Origin of the sequence: Pseudomonas fontis, assembly GCF_028656955.1 — a bacterium.
GTDB classification, from domain to species: domain Bacteria; phylum Pseudomonadota; class Gammaproteobacteria; order Pseudomonadales; family Pseudomonadaceae; genus Aquipseudomonas; species Aquipseudomonas fontis.
In genome coordinates this window covers 113,998-136,183 of sequence record NZ_JAMDGY010000020.1, presented here as the reverse complement: position 1 = coordinate 136,183, position 22,186 = coordinate 113,998, and the positions used below count along the sequence as shown (strand labels likewise).

Here is a 22,186-nt window from a genome sequence, read left to right as displayed (position 1 = left end):
TTCTGCGCTGAACGCGTTAAAGACTGCTTGGAGGTCTAATTGAACAAAGACATGAAAATCCTCATCGTTGACGATTTTTCGACGATGCGGCGGATCATCAAGAACCTGTTGCGTGACCTGGGCTTCACCAATACCCAGGAAGCTGACGACGGCACCACCGCACTGCCTATGCTGGAAAGTGGTCATTTCGACTTCCTGGTGACTGACTGGAACATGCCTGGCATGTCCGGTATCGATCTGCTGCGCAAAGTGCGTGCAGACGAGCGCCTCAAGCACCTGCCAGTGCTGATGGTGACCGCCGAGGCCAAGCGCGAGCAGATCATTGAAGCGGCCCAGGCCGGTGTGAATGGTTATGTGGTCAAGCCGTTTACGGCCCAAGTGCTGAAAGAAAAGATCGAAAAGATCTTCGAGCGCGTCAATAGCTGAGGTACGCCACGGGGGCGCTATGGAGCATACACAATCGTCTTTGGGCGACTTCGAGTCGACGCTGAAGAAGCATGCGCATGAGCTGGTCGATAGCCTGGAAAAGGGCAAGTTCGGCGATGCGGTGCAACTGATCCATCAGCTGAACCAGACCCGTGATCGTGGCCTGTACCAGGAAGTCGGCAAACTCACCCGCGAACTGCACAGTGCGATCGTCTCGTTCCAGATCGATCCGCAAATGCCGCAGGCCGAGGAAGTTTCGCAGATTACCGATGCCACCGAACGCTTGTCCTATGTGGTCAAGCTGACCGAGGGCGCGGCGAACCGCACGATGGACCTGGTAGAGCAGGGTACGCCTGTGCTCAATCAACTGAGTGCGGACGCTCGCGACCTGCGCACCGACTGGCAGCGCTTCATGCGCCGCGAAGTCGAAGCGCCGGAGTTTCGTGAGCTGGTGCAGCGCGTGGACAAGTTCCTCGCGCGCAGCGAGGAGGAAGCCCACACGGTTTCCGGTTACCTCGGCGACATTCTTCTGGCTCAGGACTATCAAGACCTGACCGGCCAGGTGATCAAGCGTGTGACCACGCTGGTGACCGAAGTAGAAAGCAATCTGCTCAAGCTCGTGCTGATGGCCAGTCAGGTCGACCGCTTCGCCGGTATCGAACATGACCAGGAACAGCTGCGTGCTGAAAAAGATCAAGAAAAACATCCGACTCGGGGTGAAGGTCCGCAGATTCATGCCGATAAGCGTGAAGACGTCGTGTCCGGTCAGGACGATGTCGACGATCTGCTGTCCAGCCTGGGTTTTTAGGGAGCACGTTTAATGAGCTTCGGCGCCGATGAAGAAATCCTTCAGGATTTCCTGGTAGAAGCCGGCGAAATTCTTGAGCAACTGTCAGAGCAACTGGTCGAGCTGGAAAGCCGCCCGGATGACGCTGACCTGCTCAATGCCATTTTTCGCGGTTTTCACACTGTAAAAGGGGGCGCCGGCTTCCTCCAGCTCCATGAGCTGGTGGAGTGCTGCCACATCGCCGAGAACGTGTTCGACATCCTGCGCAAGGGTGAGCGACGCGTGGATGCCGAGTTGATGGACGTGGTCCTGGAAGCCCTGGACACCGTCAACAACATGTTCGGCCAGGTGCGCGAACGTACCAGCATCACCCCGGCCACCGCCGAACTGCTGGCTGCCCTGGCACGCCTGGCGGAACCTGCGAGCGCCGATGAAGTGGCGGCGCAGCCTGAGGCTGAGCCTGAGCCGGTTGCCGAAGACACCTCGGGTGATATCACCGACAGTGAATTCGAACAACTGCTTGACTCGCTGAACGCGGTCAAGGCCGAGGCAGAAGGTCAAGCCCCGGTCACGGCCGATGCTGCCAGCGACGAAATTACCGACGCCGAGTTCGAATCGCTGCTCGACCAGTTGCACGGCAAGGGCCAGTTCGCTGCCGGTAGCCTGGGCACCAGCGCCGCACCAGCGGCTGCAACGCCGGCTGCCAGTGTTGCCAGCTCAACCAGTGACGAAATCACCGACGACGAATTCGAATCGCTGCTCGATCAGTTGCACGGCAAGGGCACCTTTGCTGCCGATGCCCTGCCTGCTGCCACCGCAGCGGCTGCACCGGCTGCGGCCAGTGCCGGCGACGAGATCTCCGAGCACGAATTTGAAGCCTTGCTGGACCAACTGCATGGCAAGGGCAAGTTTGTCCCTGACAGCGTGGCCACTGCTTCCGCTCCTGCGGCGGCCAGCGCCGCAGCGGTAGAGAGCAAGCCTGCAGCCAAGCCCGTTGCCAAGCCTGCTGCTGCCCCGGCCCCGGCCAAAGCGGCTGCGCCAGCGCCGGCACGTCAGGCGGCTGCCCCGGCGGCGGAAAAACACCCGGCCAGTGAAGCCGAGACCACCGTGCGCGTTGACACCGCACGCCTGGACGAAATCATGAACATGGTCGGCGAACTGGTGCTGGTGCGAAACCGCCTGGTGCGCCTGGGCCTGAACAGCGGTGACGAGGCCATGTCCAAGGCCGTGTCGAACCTCGACGTGGTCACCGCCGACCTGCAGACCGCGGTCATGAAGACCCGCATGCAGCCGATCAAGAAGGTCTTCGGGCGCTTCCCGCGCCTGGTTCGCGACCTCGCGCGGCAGTTGAAGAAAGAGATCAACCTCGAGCTGGTCGGTGAAGAAACCGACCTCGACAAGAACCTCGTCGAGGCCCTGGCCGACCCGCTGGTGCACTTGGTGCGCAACGCGGTCGACCACGGCGTCGAAACCCCGGAAGAACGTGAAGCCTCGGGCAAGTCCCGTGGCGGCAAGGTGGTGCTGGCGGCGGAGCAGGAGGGTGACCATATCCTTCTGTCGATCTCCGACGACGGCAAGGGCATGGACCCGAACGTGTTGCGTGCCAAGGCTGTGGAAAAGGGCCTGATGGACAAGGACGCGGCCGACCGCCTGAGCGAGTCGGACTGCTACAACCTGATCTTCGCGCCGGGCTTCTCGACCAAGACCGAGATCTCCGATGTCTCGGGTCGTGGCGTGGGCATGGACGTGGTGAAAACCAAGATCGCCCAGCTCAACGGCTCGATCAACATCTACTCGGCCAAGGGCCAGGGTTCGAAGATCGTCATCAAGGTGCCGCTGACCCTGGCGATCATGCCGACGCTGATGGTCATGCTCGGCAACCAGGCCTTCGCCTTCCCGCTGGTCAACGTCAACGAGATCTTCCACCTGGACCTGTCGCGCACCAACGTGGTCGACGGTCAGGAAGTAGTGATCGTGCGTGACAAGGCGTTGCCACTGTTCTACCTCAAACGCTGGCTGGTCAGTTCCGCCGCTCATGAAGAGCAGCGTGAAGGCCATGTGGTGATCCTTTCCGTGGGTACCCAGCGCATCGGCTTCGTCGTCGATCAGCTGGTGGGCCAGGAAGAAGTGGTCATCAAGCCGCTGGGCAAGATGCTCCAGGGCACCCCGGGCATGTCGGGCGCCACCATCACGGGTGACGGGCGCATTGCGCTGATCCTCGATGTCCCGAGCATGCTCAAGCGTTACGCTGCGCGGCGTATTTGATCCCGGTGGCGCGGCCGTCCGGTCGCGCCCCCTAATGGAGTGTTTATGGCAGTCAAGGTCCTGGTGGTGGATGATTCCGGTTTCTTCCGCCGCCGCGTCTCGGAAATTCTTTCAGCGGACCCGACTATCCAGGTTGTGGGTACCGCGACCAACGGCAAGGAAGCGATCGACCAAGCACTGTCGCTCAAGCCTGATGTCATCACCATGGACTATGAAATGCCCATGATGGATGGCATCACCGCAGTCCGTCATATCATGCAGCGCTGCCCGACCCCGGTGCTGATGTTCTCCTCGCTGACCCACGAAGGCGCCCGCGTCACCCTCGACGCGCTGGATGCCGGTGCGGTGGATTACCTGCCGAAGAACTTCGAGGACATCTCGCGCAATCCCGAGAAGGTCAAGCAGATGCTGTGCGAGAAGGTGCATACCATCTCGCGCAGCAACCGTCGTTTCAGCAGCTACGCCAGTGCCCCGGCGGCAACGCCTGCGCCAACCGCGCAGCCGAGCCTGAACAGCCTGTCGACGCCAAGCCCGGCACGTACTCCGGCGCCGGCGCCTGCCCGTGCGGCGGCCCCGGTGCATTCGCCGGCGCCCAAGCGCAAATCCTACAAATTGCTCGCCATTGGCACCTCCACCGGCGGTCCTGTGGCGCTGCAGCGGGTACTGACCCAGCTACCAGCCAATTTCCCGGCGCCTATCGTGCTGATCCAGCACATGCCGGCTGCGTTCACCAAGGCCTTCGCCGAGCGCCTCGACAAGCTGTGCAAGATCAGCGTCAAGGAAGCCGAGGACGGTGACGTGCTGCGCCCTGGCCTGGCGCTGCTGGCCCCGGGTGGCAAGCAGATGATGGTCGATGCGCGCGGCACGGTGAAAATCCTCCCGGGCGATGAGCGCCTGAACTACAAGCCTTGCGTGGATATCACCTTCGGTTCGGCAGCCAAGTCCTACGGTGACAAGGTGTTGGCCGTGGTGCTGACCGGCATGGGCGCGGACGGCCGCGAAGGCGCGCGCCTGCTCAAGCAGGGCGGCAGCCAGGTGTGGGCCCAGGATGAAGCCAGCTGCGTGATCTACGGCATGCCGATGGCCATCGTCAAAGCCAACCTCGCCGACGCGGTGTACGGGCTCGATGATATCGGTCGGCACCTGGTCGAGGCGTGCGTCTGATGGATGTCTTGAGCCTTATCGGGATCATCCTGGCCTTTGTCGCGATTATCGGCGGCAATGCCCTTGAGGGTGGTCACCTGTCCGCGCTGGTCAACGGGCCTGCTGCACTGATCGTGCTCGGCGGTACCCTGGCTGCGGCATTGCTGCAATCGCCGTTGAGCTCATTCAAGCGCGCGATGCAGATCGTGCGCTGGATCCTCTTCCCGCCACGGGTTGACCTGGCCGGCGGTATCGACCGCGTCGTCAACTGGAGCCTCACCGCACGCAAGGAAGGCCTGCTGGGCCTGGAAGGCGTGGCTGATGCCGAGCCTGACCCGTACGCGCGCAAGGGCCTGCAACTGCTGGTCGACGGCGCCGAGCCGGAAGCCATCCGCAGCATCCTGGAGGTGGACTTCTACACCCAGGAAAGCCGTGATATCCAGGCGGCCAAGGTGTTCGAGAGCATGGGCGGCTACGCGCCGACCATCGGTATCATTGGTGCGGTCATGGGCCTGATTCACGTCATGGGCAACCTGGCCGACCCTTCGCAACTGGGTAACGGTATTGCCGTGGCCTTTGTCGCGACCATCTATGGCGTGGCCAGTGCCAACCTGATCCTGCTGCCGATTGCCAGCAAGCTCAAGGCGATTGCCCTGCGCCAGTCGCGCTACCGGGAGATGCTCCTGGAAGGCCTGCTGTCGATTGCCGAAGGCGAGAACCCGCGTTCGATCGAACTGAAGCTTCAGGGCTTCATGGAGTAACGCATGGCCCGTCGTCGCCCCCCTGAGGAACATGAAAATCACGAACGCTGGCTGGTGTCCTACGCGGACTTCATCACCTTGCTGTTCGCCTTTTTCGTGGTCATGTATTCGATCTCCTCGATCAACGAAGGCAAGTACAAGATCCTCTCCCAAGCCTTGATCGGGGTATTCAACGACCCCGAGAAAAGCATGCGGCCGATCCCGATCGGTGATGAGCGCCCGCTGACGGTCAAACCGGCCGAGCCCTTGATCAAGGACAGCGAGCAGGTGGATGCCGGCCTGGCGCAGACCTCGGTCGACCCGCTGAAAACCATCACCGACGATGTCCGCGATGCCTTCGGCGACCTGATCAAATCCAACCAGATGACCGTGCGTGGCAACGAGCTGTGGGTCGAGATCGAGCTCAACTCCTCGCTGCTGTTTGGCAGCGGTGATGCCATGCCCAGCGATGTCGCGTTCAACATCATCGAGAAGGTGGCGAGGATCCTCAAGCCGTTCGCCAACCCGGTGCACGTCGAAGGTTTCACCGACGACCTGCCGATCCGCACGGCGCAGTACCCGACCAACTGGGAGCTGTCTTCGGCACGCGCGGCGAGCATCGTGCGCCTGCTGGCGATGGAAGGGGTCAACCCGGCACGCATGGCCTCGGTGGGGTATGGTGAGTTCCAGCCGATCAGCGGTAATGACAGCGCCGAAGGCCGGGCGCGCAATCGTCGGGTGGTGCTGGTAATCTCGCGCAACCTTGAAGTGCGCCGCAGCCTGACCGGCACCGGCAGCGCCAATGCCACGCCAGATGCGGCACTCAAGCGCGCTGGCACACAAACTGCACCGCCAGTGGTATCACCGACGGCCGGGCGCAATCCCGTCAATTCTCCGTCGTCGACCTTTTAATCGATCCCGGCGCGGTCTACCCCGACCGGGAGGAAGCAGCGCAATGAGAGTCTGGGCAGTAGCCAATCAAAAAGGTGGCGTCGGCAAGACCACCACTTCCATCGCTCTGGCCGGTTTGCTGGCTGAGGCGGGCAAGCGCGTGGTCGTGGTCGACCTCGACCCGCACGGGTCCATGACCAGTTATTTCGGGCATAACCCCGACACCCTGGAACACAGCAGCTTCGATCTGTTCCTGCACAAGGGCACGGTGCCGGAAGGCTTGCCGGGGCAGTTGCTGCTGCCGACCAGTGACCAGAATATCTCGCTGTTGCCCTCGAGTACCGCCCTGGCCGTGCTCGAGCGCCAGTCGCCGGGGCAGAGTGGCCTGGGCCTGGTAATCGCCAAGAGTCTGGCGCAGCTGTGGCAGGACTTCGACTACGCCATCATCGACAGCCCGCCGTTGCTCGGCGTGCTGATGGTCAACGCGCTGGCGGCCAGCCAGCAGTTGGTGATCCCGGTGCAAACCGAATACCTCGCAGTCAAGGGCCTGGAGCGCATGGTCGGCACCCTGGCGATGGTCAACCGCTCGCGCAAGCAGGCGTTGCCGTACCACATCGTCCCGACCCTGTTCGACCGTCGGACCCAGGCCTCGATGGGTACCCTGCGGGTGCTGCGCGATGCCTATCCCGAGAACATCTGGCAGGGCTACATCCCGATCGACACGCGCCTGCGTGACGCCAGCCGGGCGGGCCTGACCCCTTCGCAGTTCGACGGCAAGAGCCGTGGCGTGATCGCCTACCGGGCGCTGCTCAAGCATCTGCTGACGCAGAACGCTGTCGCGCAGGTGGCCTGATGACCCCTGCACAGCACGCCGCCCTCAAGCCGCAAATGGCCCTGCAGTCTTACCTCGACAGTTTGCTGCAGGAAGCCACGCAAGAACTGGAGCCGCCGGTAGCGGTCGCCCAGGCGGTGGTGGCCGAGCCCGCTGCGGTTGTCGAAGCGCCGGCAGTGCTGGACGAGTTCCAGGCCGCCGTGCTCGAAGAGCAGGTGCGTGATGCCCAGCGCCAGCCGCACCCGGTGGCAGTGGCCAAGGCTACGACCTTTGCCGAGCCGACACGGTTGCTGATGCCTGTGGCAGCGCCCGCACTGGAGGTGGTCGCCGAGCCGGTGGTGGAAATCATCGTCGAGGCCACGGTTGCCGCGCTGGTGCCAGTCGAGCCGCTGGTGGAGGTGCACTTGCCACCGGCCGTCACGCCACCGACGCCGCCGACAAGCGTCGACGGGCGGCCATCCTGGGCTGCCGAGCCGTTCGAGTGCCTGCTGTTCGACGTGGCCGGGCTGACCCTGGCCGTGCCGCTGGTGTGCCTGGGCTCTATTTATTCGCTGGCGGGGCATGAACTGACCCCGCTGTTCGGTCAGCCGGACTGGTTCCTGGGCATCCTGCCCAGCCAGGCCGGCAACCTGAAGGTGCTCGACACGGCGCGTTGGGTCATGCCCGACCGCTACCGCGAGGATTTCCGCCAGGGCCTGCAGTACGTGATTTCGGTTCAGGGCTACGAGTGGGGGCTGGCGGTGCATCAGGTCAGCCGTTCGCTGCGCCTGGACCCGAGCGAGATCAAGTGGCGCACCCAGCGTGGCCAGCGGCCATGGTTGGCCGGTACGGTAATTGAACACATGTGTGCATTGCTCGACGTGTCCGAACTGGCCGAGTTGATCGCCAGCGGGGCGGTCAAGCAGATGCAGCACACCCATAAATGATCGGTCGCGCCTGTCGCGATCGCACTGAGCACACCGCCGACGGCGGACTTTGAGGGTTAGGGGAATGAAAAAGACATCTGCACAGGGTTCCGAAGATCCGATCCTGCAATGGGTCACCTTCAAGCTGGACAACGAGTCCTACGGCATCAACGTGATGCAGGTGCAGGAAGTACTGCGCTACACCGAGATCGCCCCGGTGCCGGGTGCGCCAAGCTATGTGCTGGGCATCATCAACCTGCGCGGTAACGTCGTGACCGTGATCGACACCCGCCAGCGCTTTGGCCTGATGTCCACCGAAATCACCGACAACACCCGTATCGTGATCATCGAGGCCGACAAGCAAGTGGTCGGTATCCTGGTCGACAGCGTGGCGGAAGTGGTTTACCTGCGCCAGTCCGAGATCGAGACCGCGCCGAACGTTGGCAACGAAGAGTCGGCCAAGTTCATCCAGGGCGTGTGCAACAAGAACAACGAACTGCTGATCCTGGTCGAGTTGGACAAGATGATGACCGAGGAAGAGTGGTCCGAGCTGGAGAACATCTGAGTTGATTCTTGAGCTTGCAGTCCTGTTTCTGGCGCTGTTGTGGGCGGTGAGCCTGTGGCTGGGCTATGGCTACGTCAAGCGCCAGCGCGAGCTGGCCTCGCAACAGGCCCAAGGGGATGCGCTGCGCGATCAGCGCCTCAAGGACTTGGGCAAGCGCCTGGACGACTATCAGAACGGTTCGGTGCGCATGGGCGAGCAGTTGCACGAGTTGCGTGCGGTGGTGGCGCCGTTGCCGGACAAAATGCTGCAACTGGAACAACGTGACCCTAACAGCCTGTCGTTTGCTCAGGCGGAGCGGTTGGTGGGGATGGGCGCCAGCGTCGATGAACTGACCCAGTCGTGTGGCTTGACCCAGGCTGAGGCGGAATTGATGAGCAAGTTGCATCGTACTTGATGGGTTGGGGCTCCTCTGGAGCCCCATCGCCGGCAAGGCCGGCTCCCACAGGGGTAGTCGCTGCCTGAATCTGCTTTGTATGGGAGCAACTGTCCGGCACCGGTCTCTGTGCTCATGGATGTTTGCTGGCCTTACCTGCTCCAACAGAGGATGCATGTGCTGCTGGCCCTGTGGGAGCTGGCCTTGCCAGCGATGAGGCCGGCATTATCTGCGCATTACCTTCCAGATCCGGGCAGCAACGGCAACACCGGCGTCACGTCCCGCTCCTGCGGCGGCTCATCGTAGAAGCCCACCGGCACCTTGCCCTTGAGTTGCCAGGCAAAGGCAATGATCTCGGCAATCGTCAGGTACAGCGCCTCAGGGATCGAATCCCCTAGCTCCAGGCGCGCCAGCAACTTCACCAATTCGGCGTTCTCGTAGATCGGCACGTCATGCTCGCGGGCAATCGCCAGGATCGCCTCGGCCAACTCGTCGTCACCCTTGGCCGTCAAGGTCGGGGCCTGTTGGCCGTCATAGTTGAGCGCAATGGCCTGGCGCGGTGTCTTCTTGCTCATGCGTTCTCGTCCACCCAGCGTTGTTCCACCTTGGTCTGCGGCCCTTGCGGCGGGGTGCCTTGGTGGCAATACAGCTCACCAACGTTCAAACCACGCTCGACAAGCCGCGTACGCAGCTCACCCAGCTGGCTTTCAATCAGTCGCGCGGTGCTTTCCAGTTCGGCCCACAGCTGGCTGCTCAAGCTGCCCTGGGTCACCTGCGCCTGCACCTGCAGCGGCCCCAGGGGGTAGAGGTCGAACGACAACTCCACCCGCCAGAGCATTTCCAGCGGGTCACGTTTCTCGCGCTCGGGATCGCTCTGCTGCTCCGGGGTTTCCTCGCGCTGCACCTTTACCTGCAACGGCATGAAGTCTTGCCCATTGCGCAGCGGTATCTCCAATTGCCAGGTGGTTTGCAGGTTGCCGTCGGCAGTGGTGCCGGTCTGCTCCAGGCTGGCCAGCTGATGGCTTTGCAGGCGCGAAATGGCCGCCGCCGCCAGGCGTAGAAGGTGTTGCAGGTCGCTCTCACCCTCCATGCTTTGCAGCAAACGCGAGGGCAGGGGGAAGCCACCGGGGCTCGGCCGGGTACTGACCTGGCCGAGCATGCCCATGGCTGCGCGGACCAAGCCCGGCAACGCCTGCGGTACCACGCCGGCAACGCTGGGGCTGAATGTTGGTACGTTGGGCAGCAGTTGCGCCACCAGGCGCGTGACCTGCGCCTTGAGATCCGGTACCAGGCCGGCCGCACCGCCACCCAGCAATTTCGCTTCGAGGAACGCACCGCTGTTGCTCAAGGCCAGGGCGAGGCGCTTGGCGTCGCCCATCTGGCGGATGTCCGGCAGGCTCGCCAGCAGCTTGTCGACCGTGACGCGGAGCTGCGCTGGTTGGCTGTCATCCGTGGCAAGGTTTTTCAGGCTACTCAGCAGCCCCTGCAAGGAGGCCTGGCGCGATTGCTGGGTGCCGAGATTCTGGGAGATGGCCAACTGGTCCTGGCGGCCGGTCAGCGGTACGAACGACAGTTGCTGTTCGCCCTTGACCACGGCGCTCAGCAGGCTGCCCAGCGCCAGCGGGCGGGGGCTGTCGATGCTCAGCGTGGCGCCGGCCTGAAGCGTGTTGAGCAGGGTCACCATCGAGCGGTATTGCAGCGGTTGGCCGGGTGGCTGCGCCAATACCTGGCTGGTGATCACCTTGCCCTGCAGCAGGGTACCGACCGGCAGTTGGCGGGTGTCCAGTTGCGTCAAGGTGGCGACATTGTTGCGGGCCAGTTGCTGCAAGGTGATGCTCAGGTTGCCCGGGGATGGCTGAATCACGGTCAGCTGGCTGCCTTGTGGCAAGGGCAGGGTAGTGTTGGTCTGCACCGTGACCTGCCGGCCGTTTTCCTGGGTCAGCTTGAGCAGCATCTGGAAGTCCTGGCCGATCTGGCGCAGGGAAAGTACTTCGGCGCGCGCCGACTCGCCCGGTGCGAGCAACCCTGGCTGCGGTTGCAGCAGGCGCAGCAGTTCACCCGTGGCGGCGGCGCTGCGCAGCTGCGCATTGAGCGGGGCCTGTGGGCCAAGGCTGTTGATTTCACCTGTCATCGCGTCACAACCTGTTGAAATAGCCCTCTTTGCAGTAGGACATGCCATGTATAATGCGGCCCGATCTTTCGGGGCGCCTCGCGGCGCTGCGGCACCCCGATCAGAGCGGCCAGGCGCGTTTCCGTTTCCAGTATAACGGCCGCTCCGGGACTGACTTGAGACTGTCATCCGAACCATAAGGCGAACCTGTGACCCCTCAACTCGAAGCTGTGGGCCTGGCCTGCGAGCGTGACTGGCGAATGCTCTTCGAAAACCTCGATTTGCAGCTCAGCGCTGGCGACATGCTGCAGATCAGCGGGCCCAACGGCAGCGGCAAGACCAGCCTGCTGCGCCTGCTGTGCGGGCTGATGCGCCCGACCCACGGCGAGATCCGCCTCAATGGCAAGCCGCTGGCCGAGCAAGGCAGCGAGCTGGCCAAGGTGTTGCTGTGGATCGGCCATGCTGCGGGGATCAAGGACCTGCTCAGCCCCGAAGAGAACCTCGCCTGGCTTTGCGCCCTGCATCAGCCAGCCGAGCGCCCGGCCATCTGGCAGGCCCTGGACGCGGTTGGCCTGCGTGGTTTCGAGGACGTTGCCTGCCACACGCTGTCCGCTGGCCAGCAGCGCCGCGTCGCGCTGGCCCGGCTGTACCTGGACAGCCCACCGCTGTGGATTCTTGACGAGCCGTTCACTGCGCTCGACAAGGAAGGCGTGGCCCAGCTTGAGGCGCACCTGGCGGCCCATTGCGAGCAGGGCGGCATGGTCGTGCTGACCACCCACCACAGCCTTGGGCACAAGCCCGGCGGCTACCGCGAAATCAACCTGGGGCGGTGGGCGGCATGAGTGTCTTTGTACTGTTGCTGCGCCGTGAGGCGCGTTTGCTCTGCCGACGTCCGGCAGAGCTGGCCAACCCGCTGGTTTTCTTCGCCATCGTCATCGCATTGTTCCCGCTGGCGGTCGGCCCCGAGACTCAACTGTTGCAAAACTTGTCTCCTGGGTTAGTCTGGGTGGCCGCACTTTTGTCCGTCCTGCTCTCGCTAGACGGCCTGTTTCGCAGTGATTTCGAGGATGGATCACTCGAACAGTGGGTCCTTTCGCCGCACCCCCTGCCGCTTCTGGTCCTGGCCAAAGTGCTGGCACACTGGGCCTTTTCCGGCCTGGCACTGGTATTGTTGTCACCGCTGCTGGCACTGATGCTCGGTTTGCCGGTGGAATGCCTGCCCGTGCTGCTGGCATCGCTGTTGCTCGGTACTCCGGTGCTGAGCCTGTTGGGCGCTGTGGGAGCGGCCCTGACGGTTGGCTTGAAACGCGGTGGCCTGCTGCTGGCACTGCTGATTTTGCCGTTATATATCCCGGTATTGATCTTGGGCAGTGGCGCCATGCAGGCGGCACTGCAAGCTATGCCGGCGACCGGTTACCTGCTCTGGCTTGGCAGCCTGACCGCCCTGGCAGTAACCCTGGCACCCTTTGCAATAGCCGCTGGCCTGAAGATCAGCGTCGGCGAATAATGAGGTCTGGGCATCGCCCAGCAAAGACCCTGGATGTACCGTGATGAAGAGCAGCGCAATTAGCTGGACGTGGTTTCACAAGCTGGGTTCTCCGAAATGGTTCTATGCCATCAGCGGCCGCATGTTGCCGTGGCTGACCATCGCTTCGATTCTGCTGTTGACCGTTGGCGTGGTCTGGGGCTTGGCCTTTGCACCGCAGGACTACCAGCAGGGCAACAGTTTCCGCATCATCTACATTCACGTGCCGGCGGCCATGCTGGCCCAGTCCTGCTACGTGATGCTGGCGGTGGCCGGGGTGGTCGGGCTGGTGTGGAAGATGAAAATCGCCGACGTCGCGCTGCAATGCGCCGCGCCCATTGGCGCCTGGATGACTGCGGTGGCGCTGGTCACCGGGGCCATCTGGGGCAAGCCGACCTGGGGTAGCTGGTGGGTCTGGGATGCCCGCCTGACGTCGATGCTTATCCTGCTTTTCCTGTACTTCGGTCTCATTGCCCTGGGCCAGGCAATCAGTAATCGTGAGAGCGCGGCCAAGGCCTGCGCGGTGCTGGCCATCGTCGGGGTGATCAACATCCCGATCATCAAGTACTCGGTGGAGTGGTGGAACACCCTGCACCAGGGCGCCACCTTCACCCTCACCGAAAAGCCGGCGATGCCGGTGGAAATGTGGCTGCCGCTGCTGCTCACCGTGTTGGGTTTCTACTGCTTCTTTGGCGCCGTGCTGTTGCTGCGCATGCGCCTTGAAGTGCTTAAGCGCGAGGCCCGCAGCAGTTGGGTGCGCGAAGAGGTGATGAACAGCCTGGGCCGGGAGGTTGCACGATGAGTTTTGCGTCTTTCAGCGATTTCCTCGCCATGGGCCATCACGGTCTTTACGTCTGGTCAGCCTATGGCATCTGCCTGCTGGTGCTGGCTGTCAACGTCGCCTCGCCCTTGCTGGCCAAGCGTCGTTACCTGCAAGAAGAGGCGCGCCGTCTGCGCCGGGAGAGCTCCAAGTGAATCCGCAACGCAAGAAGCGCCTGTTCATCATCCTCGGCCTGCTGGTTGGCCTGGGCGTTGCCGTGGGCCTGGCCCTGAGCGCCCTGCAACAGAACATCAACCTGTTCTACACCCCGACCCAGATCGCCAATGGCGAAGCACCGCTGGATACGCGCATTCGCGCCGGCGGCATGGTCGAGAAAGGTTCGCTGCAACGCTCCGGCGACTCGCTGGACGTGCGTTTCGTGGTCACCGATTTCAACAAGTCGGTGCCGATCACCTACCGCGGCATCCTGCCCGACCTGTTCCGCGAAGGGCAGGGCATCGTTGCCCTGGGCAAGCTGAATGCCGAGGGCGTGGTGGTCGCCGACGAAGTGCTGGCCAAACACGATGAGAAATACATGCCGCCTGAAGTGACCAAGGCTTTGCAGGAAGCCGGCCAAGCTGACGCTGGGGTGAAAAAACCATGAACGCAGCATTGATCATTCCCGAACTCGGCCAGCTGTCGATGATCCTGGCGATCTGCTTCGCCTGTGTGCAGGCCAGTGTCCCGCTGCTGGGTGCCTGGCGCGGCGACAGCCTGTGGATGAGCCTGGCACGCCCGGCGGCCTGGGGGCAGTTCGCCTTCCTGGCATTCGCCTTTGCCTGCCTGACCCACGCCTTCATGACCGACAACTTCTCGGTCGCCTATGTCGCCAGCAACTCCAACAGCGCCTTGCCCTGGTACTACAAGTTCAGCGCCGTGTGGGGTGCCCACGAAGGCTCGCTGCTGCTCTGGGCATTGATCCTCGGTGGCTGGACCTTTGCTGTTTCGATCTTCTCGCGGCAATTGCCGCAAGTGATGCTGGCCCGTGTGCTGGCGATCATGGGGATGATCAGTGTCGGCTTCCTGTCGTTCCTGATCGTCACCTCCAACCCGTTCCAGCGCCTGCTGCCGCAGATGCCCACCGACGGGCGCGACCTCAACCCACTGTTGCAGGACATCGGCCTGATCGTTCACCCGCCGATGCTGTACATGGGCTATGTGGGCTTCTCGGTGGCCTTCGCCTTCGCCATCGCCGCCTTGCTCGGCGGTCGCCTGGATGCCGCCTGGGCGCGCTGGTCGCGGCCATGGACCATCGTCGCCTGGGCCTTCCTCGGCATTGGCATCACCCTGGGTTCCTGGTGGGCCTACTACGAACTTGGCTGGGGTGGCTGGTGGTTCTGGGACCCGGTCGAGAACGCCTCGTTCATGCCATGGCTGGTCGGCACGGCGCTGATCCACTCGCTGGCGGTCACCGAAAAACGCGGCGTGTTCAAGAGCTGGACCGTGCTGCTGGCGATTGCCGCCTTCTCCCTGAGCCTGCTGGGTACCTTCCTGGTACGTTCCGGCGTGCTGACCTCGGTGCACGCGTTCGCCTCCGACCCGGAGCGTGGCGTGTTCATCCTGATTTTCCTGCTGTTTGTGGTCGGCGGTTCGTTGACCCTGTTCGCCCTGCGTGCGCCGGTGGTCAAGAGCCAGGTCGGCTTTGCCCTGTGGTCGCGCGAGACGCTGTTGCTGGCCAACAACCTGATACTGGTGGTGGCAGCCTCGATGATCCTGCTGGGTACCTTGTACCCGCTGATCCTGGATGCCCTGACCGGCGCCAAGCTGTCGGTGGGCCCGCCGTACTTCGATGCCTTGTTCATTCCGCTGATTGCGCTGCTGATGGTGGTGCTGGCGGTGGGTGTGCTGGTGCGCTGGAAAGACACCCCCGGCAAGTGGCTGGTGAACATGTTGACCCCGGTGCTGATCGGCAGCGCGATCCTGGCGCCGATTGGCGGGCTGATCGTCGACGACTTCGACTGGCAGGTGCTGACCACCTTCGCCCTGGCGGCGTGGGTCGTACTGGCCGGTGCGCGCGACTTGCTCGACAAGACCCGGCACAAGGGCCTGCTCAAAGGTATCCGCGGCCAGAGCCGCAGCTACTGGGGCATGCACCTGGCGCACCTGGGCCTGGCGGTCTGCGCGCTGGGCGTGGTGCTGTCGAGCAACAACAGCGCCGAACGCGACCTGCGCCTGGCGCCGGGCGAGTCGGTGGAGCTGGCCGGTTATCACTTCATCTTCGAAGGCGCCAAGCACTTCGAGGGGCCGAACTTCACCTCCGACAAGGGCACTGTGCGGGTGGTCAAGGACGGTCGCGAGATCAGCGTGTTGCACCCGGAAAAACGCCTGTACACCGTGCAGCAGTCGGTCATGACTGAAGCCGGCATCGACGCAGGTTTCACCCGTGACCTCTATGTCGCACTCGGTGAACCGCTGGAAGACGGCGCCTGGGCGGTGCGTGTACACGTCAAGCCGTTCGTGCGCTGGATCTGGCTAGGCGGTCTGCTGACCGGCCTGGGCGGTTTGCTGGCAGCACTGGATCGTCGTTATCGGGTCAAGGTCAAAAGCCGGGTACGGGATGTACTGGGCATGGAAGGAGCAACTGCATGAAGCGTTTGGTCATGATACTGCCACTGCTGGTGTTCCTGATGGTGGCGGTGGTCCTCTATCGCGGGTTGTTCCTCGACCCCACCGAGTTGCCCTCGGCAATGATCGGCAAGCCGTTCCCGGCCTTCTCGCTGCCGGATGTGCAGGGCGAACGCACCCTGACCCAGGCCGACCTTGAAGGCCGGCCGGCGCTGGTCAACGTCTGGGGCACCTGGTGCGTGTCGTGCCGGGTCGAGCACCCGGTGTTGAACAAGCTGGCCGAGCAGGGCGTGCTGATCTACGGGGTCAACTACAAGGACGACAATGCTGCCGCGCTCAAGTGGCTGGCTGAGTTCCACAACCCCTACACCCTGGATGTGCGCGACGAGCAGGGCACCCTGGGCCTGGACCTGGGTGTGTATGGCGCGCCGGAAACCTTCTTTATCGATGCCAAGGGCGTGATCCGTCACAAGTACGTCGGGGTGATCGACGAAACGGTCTGGCGCGAGCAGTTGGCGCCGATCTACCAGGGGCTGGTGGACGAGGCCCGTCCATGAAGCGCTGGCTGGCAGCCGCCGTACTTGGCCTGAGCCTGGGCGGCATGGCCCAGGCGGCCATCGACACCTACCAGTTTGCCAATGACGCGGAGCGTGAGCGCTACCACGACCTGACCAAGGAACTGCGCTGCCCCAAGTGCCAGAACCAGGACATCGCCGACTCCAACGCGCCGATTGCCACCGACCTGCGCCGGGAAATCTTCCGCATGCTTGGCGAGGGCAAGAGCAACCAGCAGATCATCGACTTCATGGTTGATCGCTACGGTGACTTCGTCCGCTACAAGCCGGCGCTGACTGCGCGCACCTGGCTGCTCTGGTTCGGCCCGGGCGTATTGCTGGTGGGTGGTTTCGCGGTGCTGGCGTTGATCGTGCGCAAACGCCGCACGCCGGTACCGGGCACTTCGGCCGACCTTTCCCCCGAGGAGCGTGAGCGCCTCGCCAAATTGCTGGACAAAGAACAGACCCATGACTGATTTCTGGCTCTCTGCAGGCCTGCTGCTTCTGGTAGCCCTGAGTTTTCTGCTGATCCCGGTGTTGCGTGGCCGTCGCGCGCAACAGGAAGAAGACCGCACCGCGTTGAACGTGGCCCTCTACCAGGAGCGTGTGGCCGAGCTGCAAGCCCAGGGCGAGGCGGGTGTACTCACCGCCGAACAACTGACGCGCGGGCGTGGCGAGGCAGCTCGCGAGCTGCTCGACGATACCGAAAATGCCGAGCCGGAGCGTTTTGCGCGTCTGGGCAAACCACTGCCCTTGCTGGCGGCGGTGCTGGTGCCGCTGATGGCGCTGGGGCTGTACCTGCATTATGGCGCCAGCGACAAGATCGCCCTGACCCAGGAGTTCGCCCAGGCGCCACAGTCGATGGAAGAGATGGTCACCCGTCTTGAGCGTGCCGTTGCCGCCCAGCCGGATTCCGCCGAAGGCCTGTACTTCCTCGGTCGTGCCTACATGGCCCAGGAACGCTCGGCCGATGCGGCCAAGGTGTTCGAGCGCGCCGCCGGGTTGGCTGGGCGCCAGCCGGAGCTGCTCGGGCAGTGGGCGCAGGCCTTGTACTTCGCCAACAACAAGCAGTGGACCGGGCAAGTGCAGGCCCTGACCGACGAAGCGCTCAAGGCAGATCCGAAGGAAGTCACCAGCCTCGGCCTGCTCGGCATTGCCGCCTTCGAGGGCGAGCGCTACGAGGAGGCCATCGACTACTGGAACCGCCTGCTGGCGCAGTTGCCGCAAGGTGACGCCTCGCGTTCGGCGCTGGAAGGCGGGATCGAGCGTGCCACTGAAAAACTCAAGTCTGGCGCAGGCAAGCCAGCCCCGGCCCAGGCGGGTACGGCCCGGCTCAAGGTGCGGGTAGAGCTGGCGGCAGCACTCAAGGACAAGGTCAAGCCGGACGACAGCGTGTTCATCTTTGCTCGCGCCAGTTCCGGCCCGCCGATGCCGCTGGCGGCCAAGCGGGTGACCGTGGCCGAGCTGCCGGTCGAGGTCGAGCTGAGCGATGCCGATGCAATGATGCCGAACATGAAACTGTCGAGCTTTCCTGAAGTCCAACTGGTTGCGCGCGTCTCCCGCGCTGGCCAGCCGACCCAGGGTGAGTGGATCGGCCGTAGTTCGCCGCTGGCCAGCACGACCCAGGCGGCGCAGCACCTGACCATCGACAGCCCGGACCGGTAAGAGAACGCCACCATGAACAAGCTTGCACGCCTCACCCTGATTTCCCTGGTCGTAGGGCTGAGCGCGTGTACGGTGCATCGACCGGTGGAGCAGCCTGCACCGCCGATCGAAACGTTGCCGCCGTCGGGGCCGGTGACCAAGCCGGCACCGGTGCCGAATGTGCCGAGCAAGCCGGTCATTACTCCAGCGCCCAAGCCGATGCCGCGCACTTCTGCGAGCTTTGCGCCGCCGCCCGGCGGTGCCAGCCACTGGGACCCGCGCATGGGCGTGTATGTGCTGGAAGGGCAGACCAACACCTTCTATCGCCAACGTACCTACTACCGCTGGAACAACGGCTGGAGCTGGTCGACCAACCTGCAGGGCCCTTGGCAGGAAACCGACAGCAGTGGCGTACCGGGCGGTCTGGGCCGGGCTTTCGCGCAGTAGCCTGAAGTCCGCATAATGCCCCTTCGCACACAGCTGGAGGGGGCGGTATGACAAAGACGGTATTGGTGCTGGTCGAAACGGTCGACGATTATCTGCCGCTGCTGGAAGCCGAGGGCTATCGCCTGATTCGTGCGCAGACGCCGGTGTTGCGAGCAGAAGCAATTGCCCGGCATGGCGCTGAAATCGATGCGGTGCTGACCCGTGGCCCGCTGGGGCTGTACGCCGATGAAATCGCCGTGCTGCCTGCCTTGAAAATCATCTGTGTGATTGGTGCCGGCTACGAGCAGGTCGACCTGGTGGCGGCCCGTGCGCGGGGCATTGTCGTGACCAACGGAGCCGGGGCGAATGCCTCGACGGTGGCCGATCACGCCATGGCGTTGCTGTTTGCCGTGGTGCGCAATATTCCCCATGCAGATGCCTCGACCCGGCGCGGCGAGTGGAACCGGGTGATCAGCCCGTCCCTGGCCGGCAAGCGTCTGGGTGTTCTCGGGCTCGGCGCAGTAGGGCTGGCGATTGCCAGGCGGGGAGCGCAGGGTTTTGATATGCAAGTCAGCTATCACAATCGTCGGCCGCGTACGGATGTGCCCTATGCCTATTGCGACAGCCCATTGGCGCTGGCGCGGGCCTCGGATTTTCTGTTGGTGGCGACACCAGGTGGTGCCGGAACCCAGCAGCTGATTGGCAGGGCCGAGCTGCAGGCGTTGGGCGCGGAGGGTTACCTGGTGAATATTGCGCGGGCCAGCGTGGTGTCGACGCAGGCGTTGGTCGAGGCGCTGCGCACCCGGACAATCGCTGGGGCGGGGCTGGATGTATTTGATGACGAGCCGCAGGTGCCGGACGAGCTGAAAGGCTTGGCCAATGTGGTGCTGACGCCGCATGTTGCCGGGCAGTCGCCGGAGGCGGCGCGGGATACGGTGACCTTGGTACTGCGCAACCTGCAGGCGTTTTTTGCGGGGCAGGCGGTGTTGACGCCTGTTGCCGGGTAAGGCGTTCTGGCCTTATCGCCGGCAAGGCCGGCTCCCACAGTGGCCAGTGTGAAGCTGAACCCTGTGGGAGCCGGCCTTGCCGGCGATAGCGCCCTCAGCATCACTGCTACACTTCCCGGCTACCTTCAACAGCAAGGAGCCCCTCATGTCCCTCAAAAAAGAAAAACACGGCAGTTGCCTGTGCGGCGCCGTCACCCTCGCTGTCACGGTCGAAAACGCTTCCGTTGGCGCCTGCCATTGCGGCATGTGCCGCAAATGGGCGGGTGGCCCGTCGCTGATGGTGGAAACCAAGCAGCCGGTGCGGATCACCGCTGGCGTCCCCAAGGTCTACAACTCCTCGGATTGGGCCGAACGGGCTTTCTGCGAGCAGTGTGGTACGCACTTGTATTACCGGCTCAAGGCTGGCGGCTTCGAATCAGTGCCGGTCGGGGTATTGGATGGTGATGATGACTGGACCTTCGACCTGCAGGTCTATGTCGACAGCAAGCCCAAGTATTACTGCTTCGCCAACCAGACCAAGGAAATGACCGGGGCCGAGGTCGAGGCCATGTTCACCGGCCAGCCTTAGCCGTTGGCCAGCAGCCAGGCCTCGAACACCTGCGCTGCTGGCGAGCACAGGGCCTGGCGCTCGCGTACCAGAAAATCGGCCTGGCCCGTGTGCACGGCAAAATCGCAGACCTGGCGAATCAGCCCGCTGTCGATCCGTTCGCGGGCCATGAAGTCCCAGCCCAGCCCCACGCCCATCCCCTGCATCACGGCATCGAACACCAGGTTGACCTGGTTGAAGGTCACCGCATCGGCGGGGGGCTTGTAGCGCACGCCCTGATGGGCGAACCAGTCCTGCCAGTCCAGGCAGTTCCAGGCCGAGGCATCCAGCTGGATCAGCGCCAAGCCCTGCAGTTCGGCGAGCGAGGTGACCGGCGGCAACGCCCGGCGGGTGCTGACAATTGGGTAGATACATTCATCGAACAGCTTGCTGGCCTGCAGCGAACTCCAGTGGCCGTGGCCATAGAGGATGCCGAAGTCATAGTCTGCAATCACGCTCTCGCTGATCGCATTGCTGGCATGGATGTTCACGGTCAGTTCGGGGTGCTGCTCGTTGAAGCGCAGCAGGCGCGGGAACAGCCAGTATTGCGCCACGGCATGGGTGCAGATGACGCTGACATTGCGGCTGCCGTGGCCGTTCTTCAGGCGCAGCACATTGCCCAGCAAACTCTCCAGCATCGGTTCGACAAAGGCATTGAAGCCGCTGCCGGCGGACGTCAGGGCGATGCCACGGGCGCGCCGTTCGAACAGGGCGACACCGAGGTGGTCTTCCAGCACGCGGATCTGTTTGCTCACCGCGCTTTGCGTCAGGTACAGCTCGCTGGCCGCCCGGGTGAAACTGCCGGTGCGCACCACCGCCTCAAAGGCAATCAGGGTGTCCAGCGGGGGCAGGTGGCGGTTGTAGCGGCTCATGCACAGCTCCGTGCTCAGGGAATGGCTCGATCTTAAGCTTGCGTGTTGCAGGGTGAAAGGTATTCCCATGGGGAATGCCTGCATGCCGAATCATCTTTTGTCCAATCATCGCGACTTGGCTAGCCTGCGCGCATCAACGAACGAGGAGCAGGGCAGGTGAAACGGGGTGTGGCGTATGCCGGGGTAGCCGGCGCAATGTGGGGCATGGTGCTGATGGTGCCGCAGCTGTTGCCGGAGTTCAGCCCGGTGCTGCTCAGCTGTGCGCGATTCGTGTTGTTCGGCTTGGTGTCGTTGGCCTTGGCGCTGCCGATGCGCAAGGCCCTGCGCGGGCTGAGGCGCAGCGATGTGTGGATGTTGGTGCGCCTGGCGGTGATCGGCAACGTGCTGTATTTCATCTGCCTGGTGGCTGCGATCCAGCGCCTGGGCGTGGCACCGGCCTCGTTGATTGTCGGGGTGTTGCCGCTGACCATCACGCTGTACGGGCGCAATGACAGCGGCTCGATTGCCTTGTCGCGCCTGGCCGGCCCCCTGGCCCTGATTCTGCTGGGCATGCTCTGCATCAACCTGCAGACCTTTGCGGTCGAGCGCGGGCCGGTGGGCGACAAGCTGGCCGGGCTGCTGTTTGCCCTGGCTGCGCTGGCCTGCTGGACCTGGTATGCGACCCACAACAGCCGTTATCTCAAGCAATGCGGGCATTTCGACAGCCATCAATGGTCCGTACTGTGCGGCGTGATGACCGGGGTATGCAGTGTGTTGATGGTTGCGCTGATCTGGCTGGGGTGGCCGCAGTTGTTGCAAGTGCAGGCGCCACTGGAGCGCTGGCAGCTGTTCTGGGTCTACAGCCTGGGCTGCGCCTTGGGGGGGTCGTGGCTGGCGGGGGTGCTGTGGAATGCAGCGTCCAAGCGCATGCCGTTGACCCTGAGCGGCCAGTTGATCGTGTTCGAGACCTTGTTTGCGCTGCTGTATGCGTTTATCTGGCGCCAGAGTGGGCCGAATCTGCTGGAAGGTGCGGCGATTGTGCTGGTGATCGGCGGGGTGTGCTGGTCGATGCGCCAGCATGAAGTGGTCAGTGAAACCTGTGGGAGCCGGCGTTGCCGGCGATCGCCGGCAACGCCGGCTCCCACAGGGATTCACTCAGGCTGAAGGGCGG

General features: G+C 63.4%; 26 protein-coding genes. 23 read left to right on the top strand and 3 right to left on the bottom strand.

The window, feature by feature from the left end; all coding sequences use genetic code 11:
• The first annotated feature begins 51 nt into the window (after nt 1-51).
• The 10 genes from M5G11_RS07930 to M5G11_RS07885 all read left to right on the top strand — a co-directional run bounded on the left by M5G11_RS07930 (nt 52) and on the right by M5G11_RS07885 (nt 8,948).
• Nucleotides 52-426, top strand: a complete 375-nt coding sequence (locus tag M5G11_RS07930) for a chemotaxis response regulator CheY (protein WP_038996366.1) — start codon at nt 52-54, stop codon at nt 424-426.
• Between the two features lie 19 nt (nt 427-445).
• Nucleotides 446-1,234, top strand: coding sequence for a protein phosphatase CheZ (locus M5G11_RS07925; protein ID WP_273911060.1), 789 nt, complete (start codon nt 446-448; stop codon nt 1,232-1,234).
• A 12-nt stretch (nt 1,235-1,246) separates the two neighbouring features.
• Nucleotides 1,247-3,478, top strand: a complete 2,232-nt coding sequence (locus M5G11_RS07920) for a chemotaxis protein CheA (RefSeq protein ID WP_273911061.1) — start codon at nt 1,247-1,249, stop codon at nt 3,476-3,478.
• A 45-nt stretch (nt 3,479-3,523) separates the two neighbouring features.
• Complete coding sequence (locus M5G11_RS07915) at nt 3,524-4,642, top strand: protein-glutamate methylesterase/protein-glutamine glutaminase (protein ID WP_273911062.1); 1,119 nt, start codon at nt 3,524-3,526, stop codon at nt 4,640-4,642.
• Nucleotides 4,642-5,382, top strand: a complete 741-nt coding sequence (locus tag M5G11_RS07910) for a flagellar motor protein (RefSeq protein ID WP_273911063.1) — start codon at nt 4,642-4,644, stop codon at nt 5,380-5,382. Before M5G11_RS07915 ends, M5G11_RS07910 begins: the two co-directional genes overlap by 1 nt.
• Before the next feature lie 3 nt (nt 5,383-5,385).
• Entirely contained in the window at nt 5,386-6,273 is an 888-nt protein-coding gene (gene motD, locus M5G11_RS07905) for a flagellar motor protein MotD (protein ID WP_273911064.1), read from the top strand.
• 43 nt (nt 6,274-6,316) lie between these two features.
• A complete protein-coding gene (locus M5G11_RS07900) occupies nt 6,317-7,105 on the top strand; it encodes a ParA family protein (RefSeq protein WP_273911065.1) in 789 nt (262 codons plus the stop codon).
• Nucleotides 7,105-8,010, top strand: a complete 906-nt coding sequence (locus M5G11_RS07895) for a CheW domain-containing protein (RefSeq protein WP_273911066.1) — start codon at nt 7,105-7,107, stop codon at nt 8,008-8,010. The genes M5G11_RS07900 and M5G11_RS07895 overlap by 1 nt, the downstream gene beginning before the upstream one ends.
• 64 nt (nt 8,011-8,074) lie before the next feature.
• Complete coding sequence (locus tag M5G11_RS07890) at nt 8,075-8,554, top strand: chemotaxis protein CheW (RefSeq protein ID WP_273911067.1); 480 nt, start codon at nt 8,075-8,077, stop codon at nt 8,552-8,554.
• Between the two features lies 1 nt (nt 8,555).
• On the top strand, nt 8,556-8,948 hold the full coding sequence (locus M5G11_RS07885) for a DUF2802 domain-containing protein (RefSeq protein ID WP_273911068.1): 393 nt from the start codon (nt 8,556-8,558) through the stop codon (nt 8,946-8,948).
• 215 nt (nt 8,949-9,163) lie between these two features.
• Here the strand turns inward: M5G11_RS07885 and M5G11_RS07880 are convergent, their stop codons facing one another.
• Together M5G11_RS07880 and fliK are read right to left on the bottom strand one after the other, a co-directional pair.
• Nucleotides 9,164-9,502, bottom strand: a complete 339-nt coding sequence (locus M5G11_RS07880) for an EscU/YscU/HrcU family type III secretion system export apparatus switch protein (RefSeq protein WP_273911069.1) — start codon at nt 9,500-9,502, stop codon at nt 9,164-9,166.
• On the bottom strand, nt 9,499-11,058 hold the full coding sequence (fliK, locus tag M5G11_RS07875; RefSeq protein WP_273911070.1) for a flagellar hook-length control protein FliK: 1,560 nt from the start codon (nt 11,056-11,058) through the stop codon (nt 9,499-9,501). The genes M5G11_RS07880 and fliK overlap by 4 nt, the downstream gene beginning before the upstream one ends.
• 188 nt (nt 11,059-11,246) lie before the next feature.
• On the opposite strand from fliK, the gene ccmA reads away from it, so the two are divergent.
• From ccmA to M5G11_RS07815, 12 genes are all read left to right on the top strand, one after another.
• Nucleotides 11,247-11,879 carry a cytochrome c biogenesis heme-transporting ATPase CcmA gene (gene ccmA / locus M5G11_RS07870; protein WP_273911071.1) on the top strand — a complete coding sequence of 211 codons (633 nt, stop codon included), beginning with the start codon at nt 11,247-11,249 and terminating at the stop codon, nt 11,877-11,879.
• Nucleotides 11,876-12,544 carry a heme exporter protein CcmB gene (gene ccmB, locus M5G11_RS07865; protein WP_273911072.1) on the top strand — a complete coding sequence of 223 codons (669 nt, stop codon included), beginning with the start codon at nt 11,876-11,878 and terminating at the stop codon, nt 12,542-12,544. Before ccmA ends, ccmB begins: the two co-directional genes overlap by 4 nt.
• A 43-nt stretch (nt 12,545-12,587) precedes the next feature.
• Complete coding sequence (locus M5G11_RS07860; protein WP_273911073.1) at nt 12,588-13,364, top strand: heme ABC transporter permease; 777 nt, start codon at nt 12,588-12,590, stop codon at nt 13,362-13,364.
• Nucleotides 13,361-13,537: a heme exporter protein CcmD gene (gene ccmD, locus M5G11_RS07855; RefSeq protein WP_273911074.1), complete on the top strand. Its 177-nt coding sequence runs from the start codon at nt 13,361-13,363 to the stop codon at nt 13,535-13,537. Before M5G11_RS07860 ends, ccmD begins: the two co-directional genes overlap by 4 nt.
• Complete coding sequence (ccmE, locus tag M5G11_RS07850; protein WP_273911075.1) at nt 13,534-13,986, top strand: cytochrome c maturation protein CcmE; 453 nt, start codon at nt 13,534-13,536, stop codon at nt 13,984-13,986. Before ccmD ends, ccmE begins: the two co-directional genes overlap by 4 nt.
• Before the next feature lie 11 nt (nt 13,987-13,997).
• Complete coding sequence (locus tag M5G11_RS07845) at nt 13,998-15,971, top strand: heme lyase CcmF/NrfE family subunit (RefSeq protein ID WP_273911160.1); 1,974 nt, start codon at nt 13,998-14,000, stop codon at nt 15,969-15,971.
• Nucleotides 15,968-16,504: a DsbE family thiol:disulfide interchange protein gene (locus M5G11_RS07840; protein ID WP_273911076.1), complete on the top strand. Its 537-nt coding sequence runs from the start codon at nt 15,968-15,970 to the stop codon at nt 16,502-16,504. The genes M5G11_RS07845 and M5G11_RS07840 overlap by 4 nt, the downstream gene beginning before the upstream one ends.
• Nucleotides 16,501-16,977, top strand: a complete 477-nt coding sequence (locus M5G11_RS07835; RefSeq protein WP_273911077.1) for a cytochrome c-type biogenesis protein — start codon at nt 16,501-16,503, stop codon at nt 16,975-16,977. Before M5G11_RS07840 ends, M5G11_RS07835 begins: the two co-directional genes overlap by 4 nt.
• The gene (ccmI, locus tag M5G11_RS07830) at nt 16,970-18,166 is read left to right on the top strand and encodes a c-type cytochrome biogenesis protein CcmI (RefSeq protein WP_273911078.1); all 1,197 of its coding nucleotides are present in this window, start codon (nt 16,970-16,972) and stop codon (nt 18,164-18,166) included. The genes M5G11_RS07835 and ccmI overlap by 8 nt, the downstream gene beginning before the upstream one ends.
• Before the next feature lie 12 nt (nt 18,167-18,178).
• Complete coding sequence (locus M5G11_RS07825) at nt 18,179-18,592, top strand: hypothetical protein (protein ID WP_273911079.1); 414 nt, start codon at nt 18,179-18,181, stop codon at nt 18,590-18,592.
• 47 nt (nt 18,593-18,639) lie between these two features.
• On the top strand, nt 18,640-19,578 hold the full coding sequence (locus M5G11_RS07820; protein WP_273911080.1) for a 2-hydroxyacid dehydrogenase: 939 nt from the start codon (nt 18,640-18,642) through the stop codon (nt 19,576-19,578).
• 145 nt (nt 19,579-19,723) lie between these two features.
• The gene (locus M5G11_RS07815; RefSeq protein ID WP_273911081.1) at nt 19,724-20,146 is read left to right on the top strand and encodes a GFA family protein; all 423 of its coding nucleotides are present in this window, start codon (nt 19,724-19,726) and stop codon (nt 20,144-20,146) included.
• Here the strand turns inward: M5G11_RS07815 and M5G11_RS07810 are convergent.
• Nucleotides 20,143-21,036: a LysR substrate-binding domain-containing protein gene (locus tag M5G11_RS07810; RefSeq protein WP_273911082.1), complete on the bottom strand. Its 894-nt coding sequence runs from the start codon at nt 21,034-21,036 to the stop codon at nt 20,143-20,145. The genes M5G11_RS07815 and M5G11_RS07810 overlap by 4 nt on opposite strands.
• A gap of 156 nt (nt 21,037-21,192) precedes the next feature.
• On the opposite strand from M5G11_RS07810, the gene M5G11_RS07805 reads away from it, so the two are divergent.
• Nucleotides 21,193-22,179 (top strand): DMT family transporter, encoded by a 987-nt coding sequence (locus M5G11_RS07805; protein WP_273911083.1) that lies wholly within the window; start codon nt 21,193-21,195, stop codon nt 22,177-22,179.
• Nucleotides 22,180-22,186 lie beyond the last annotated feature (7 nt).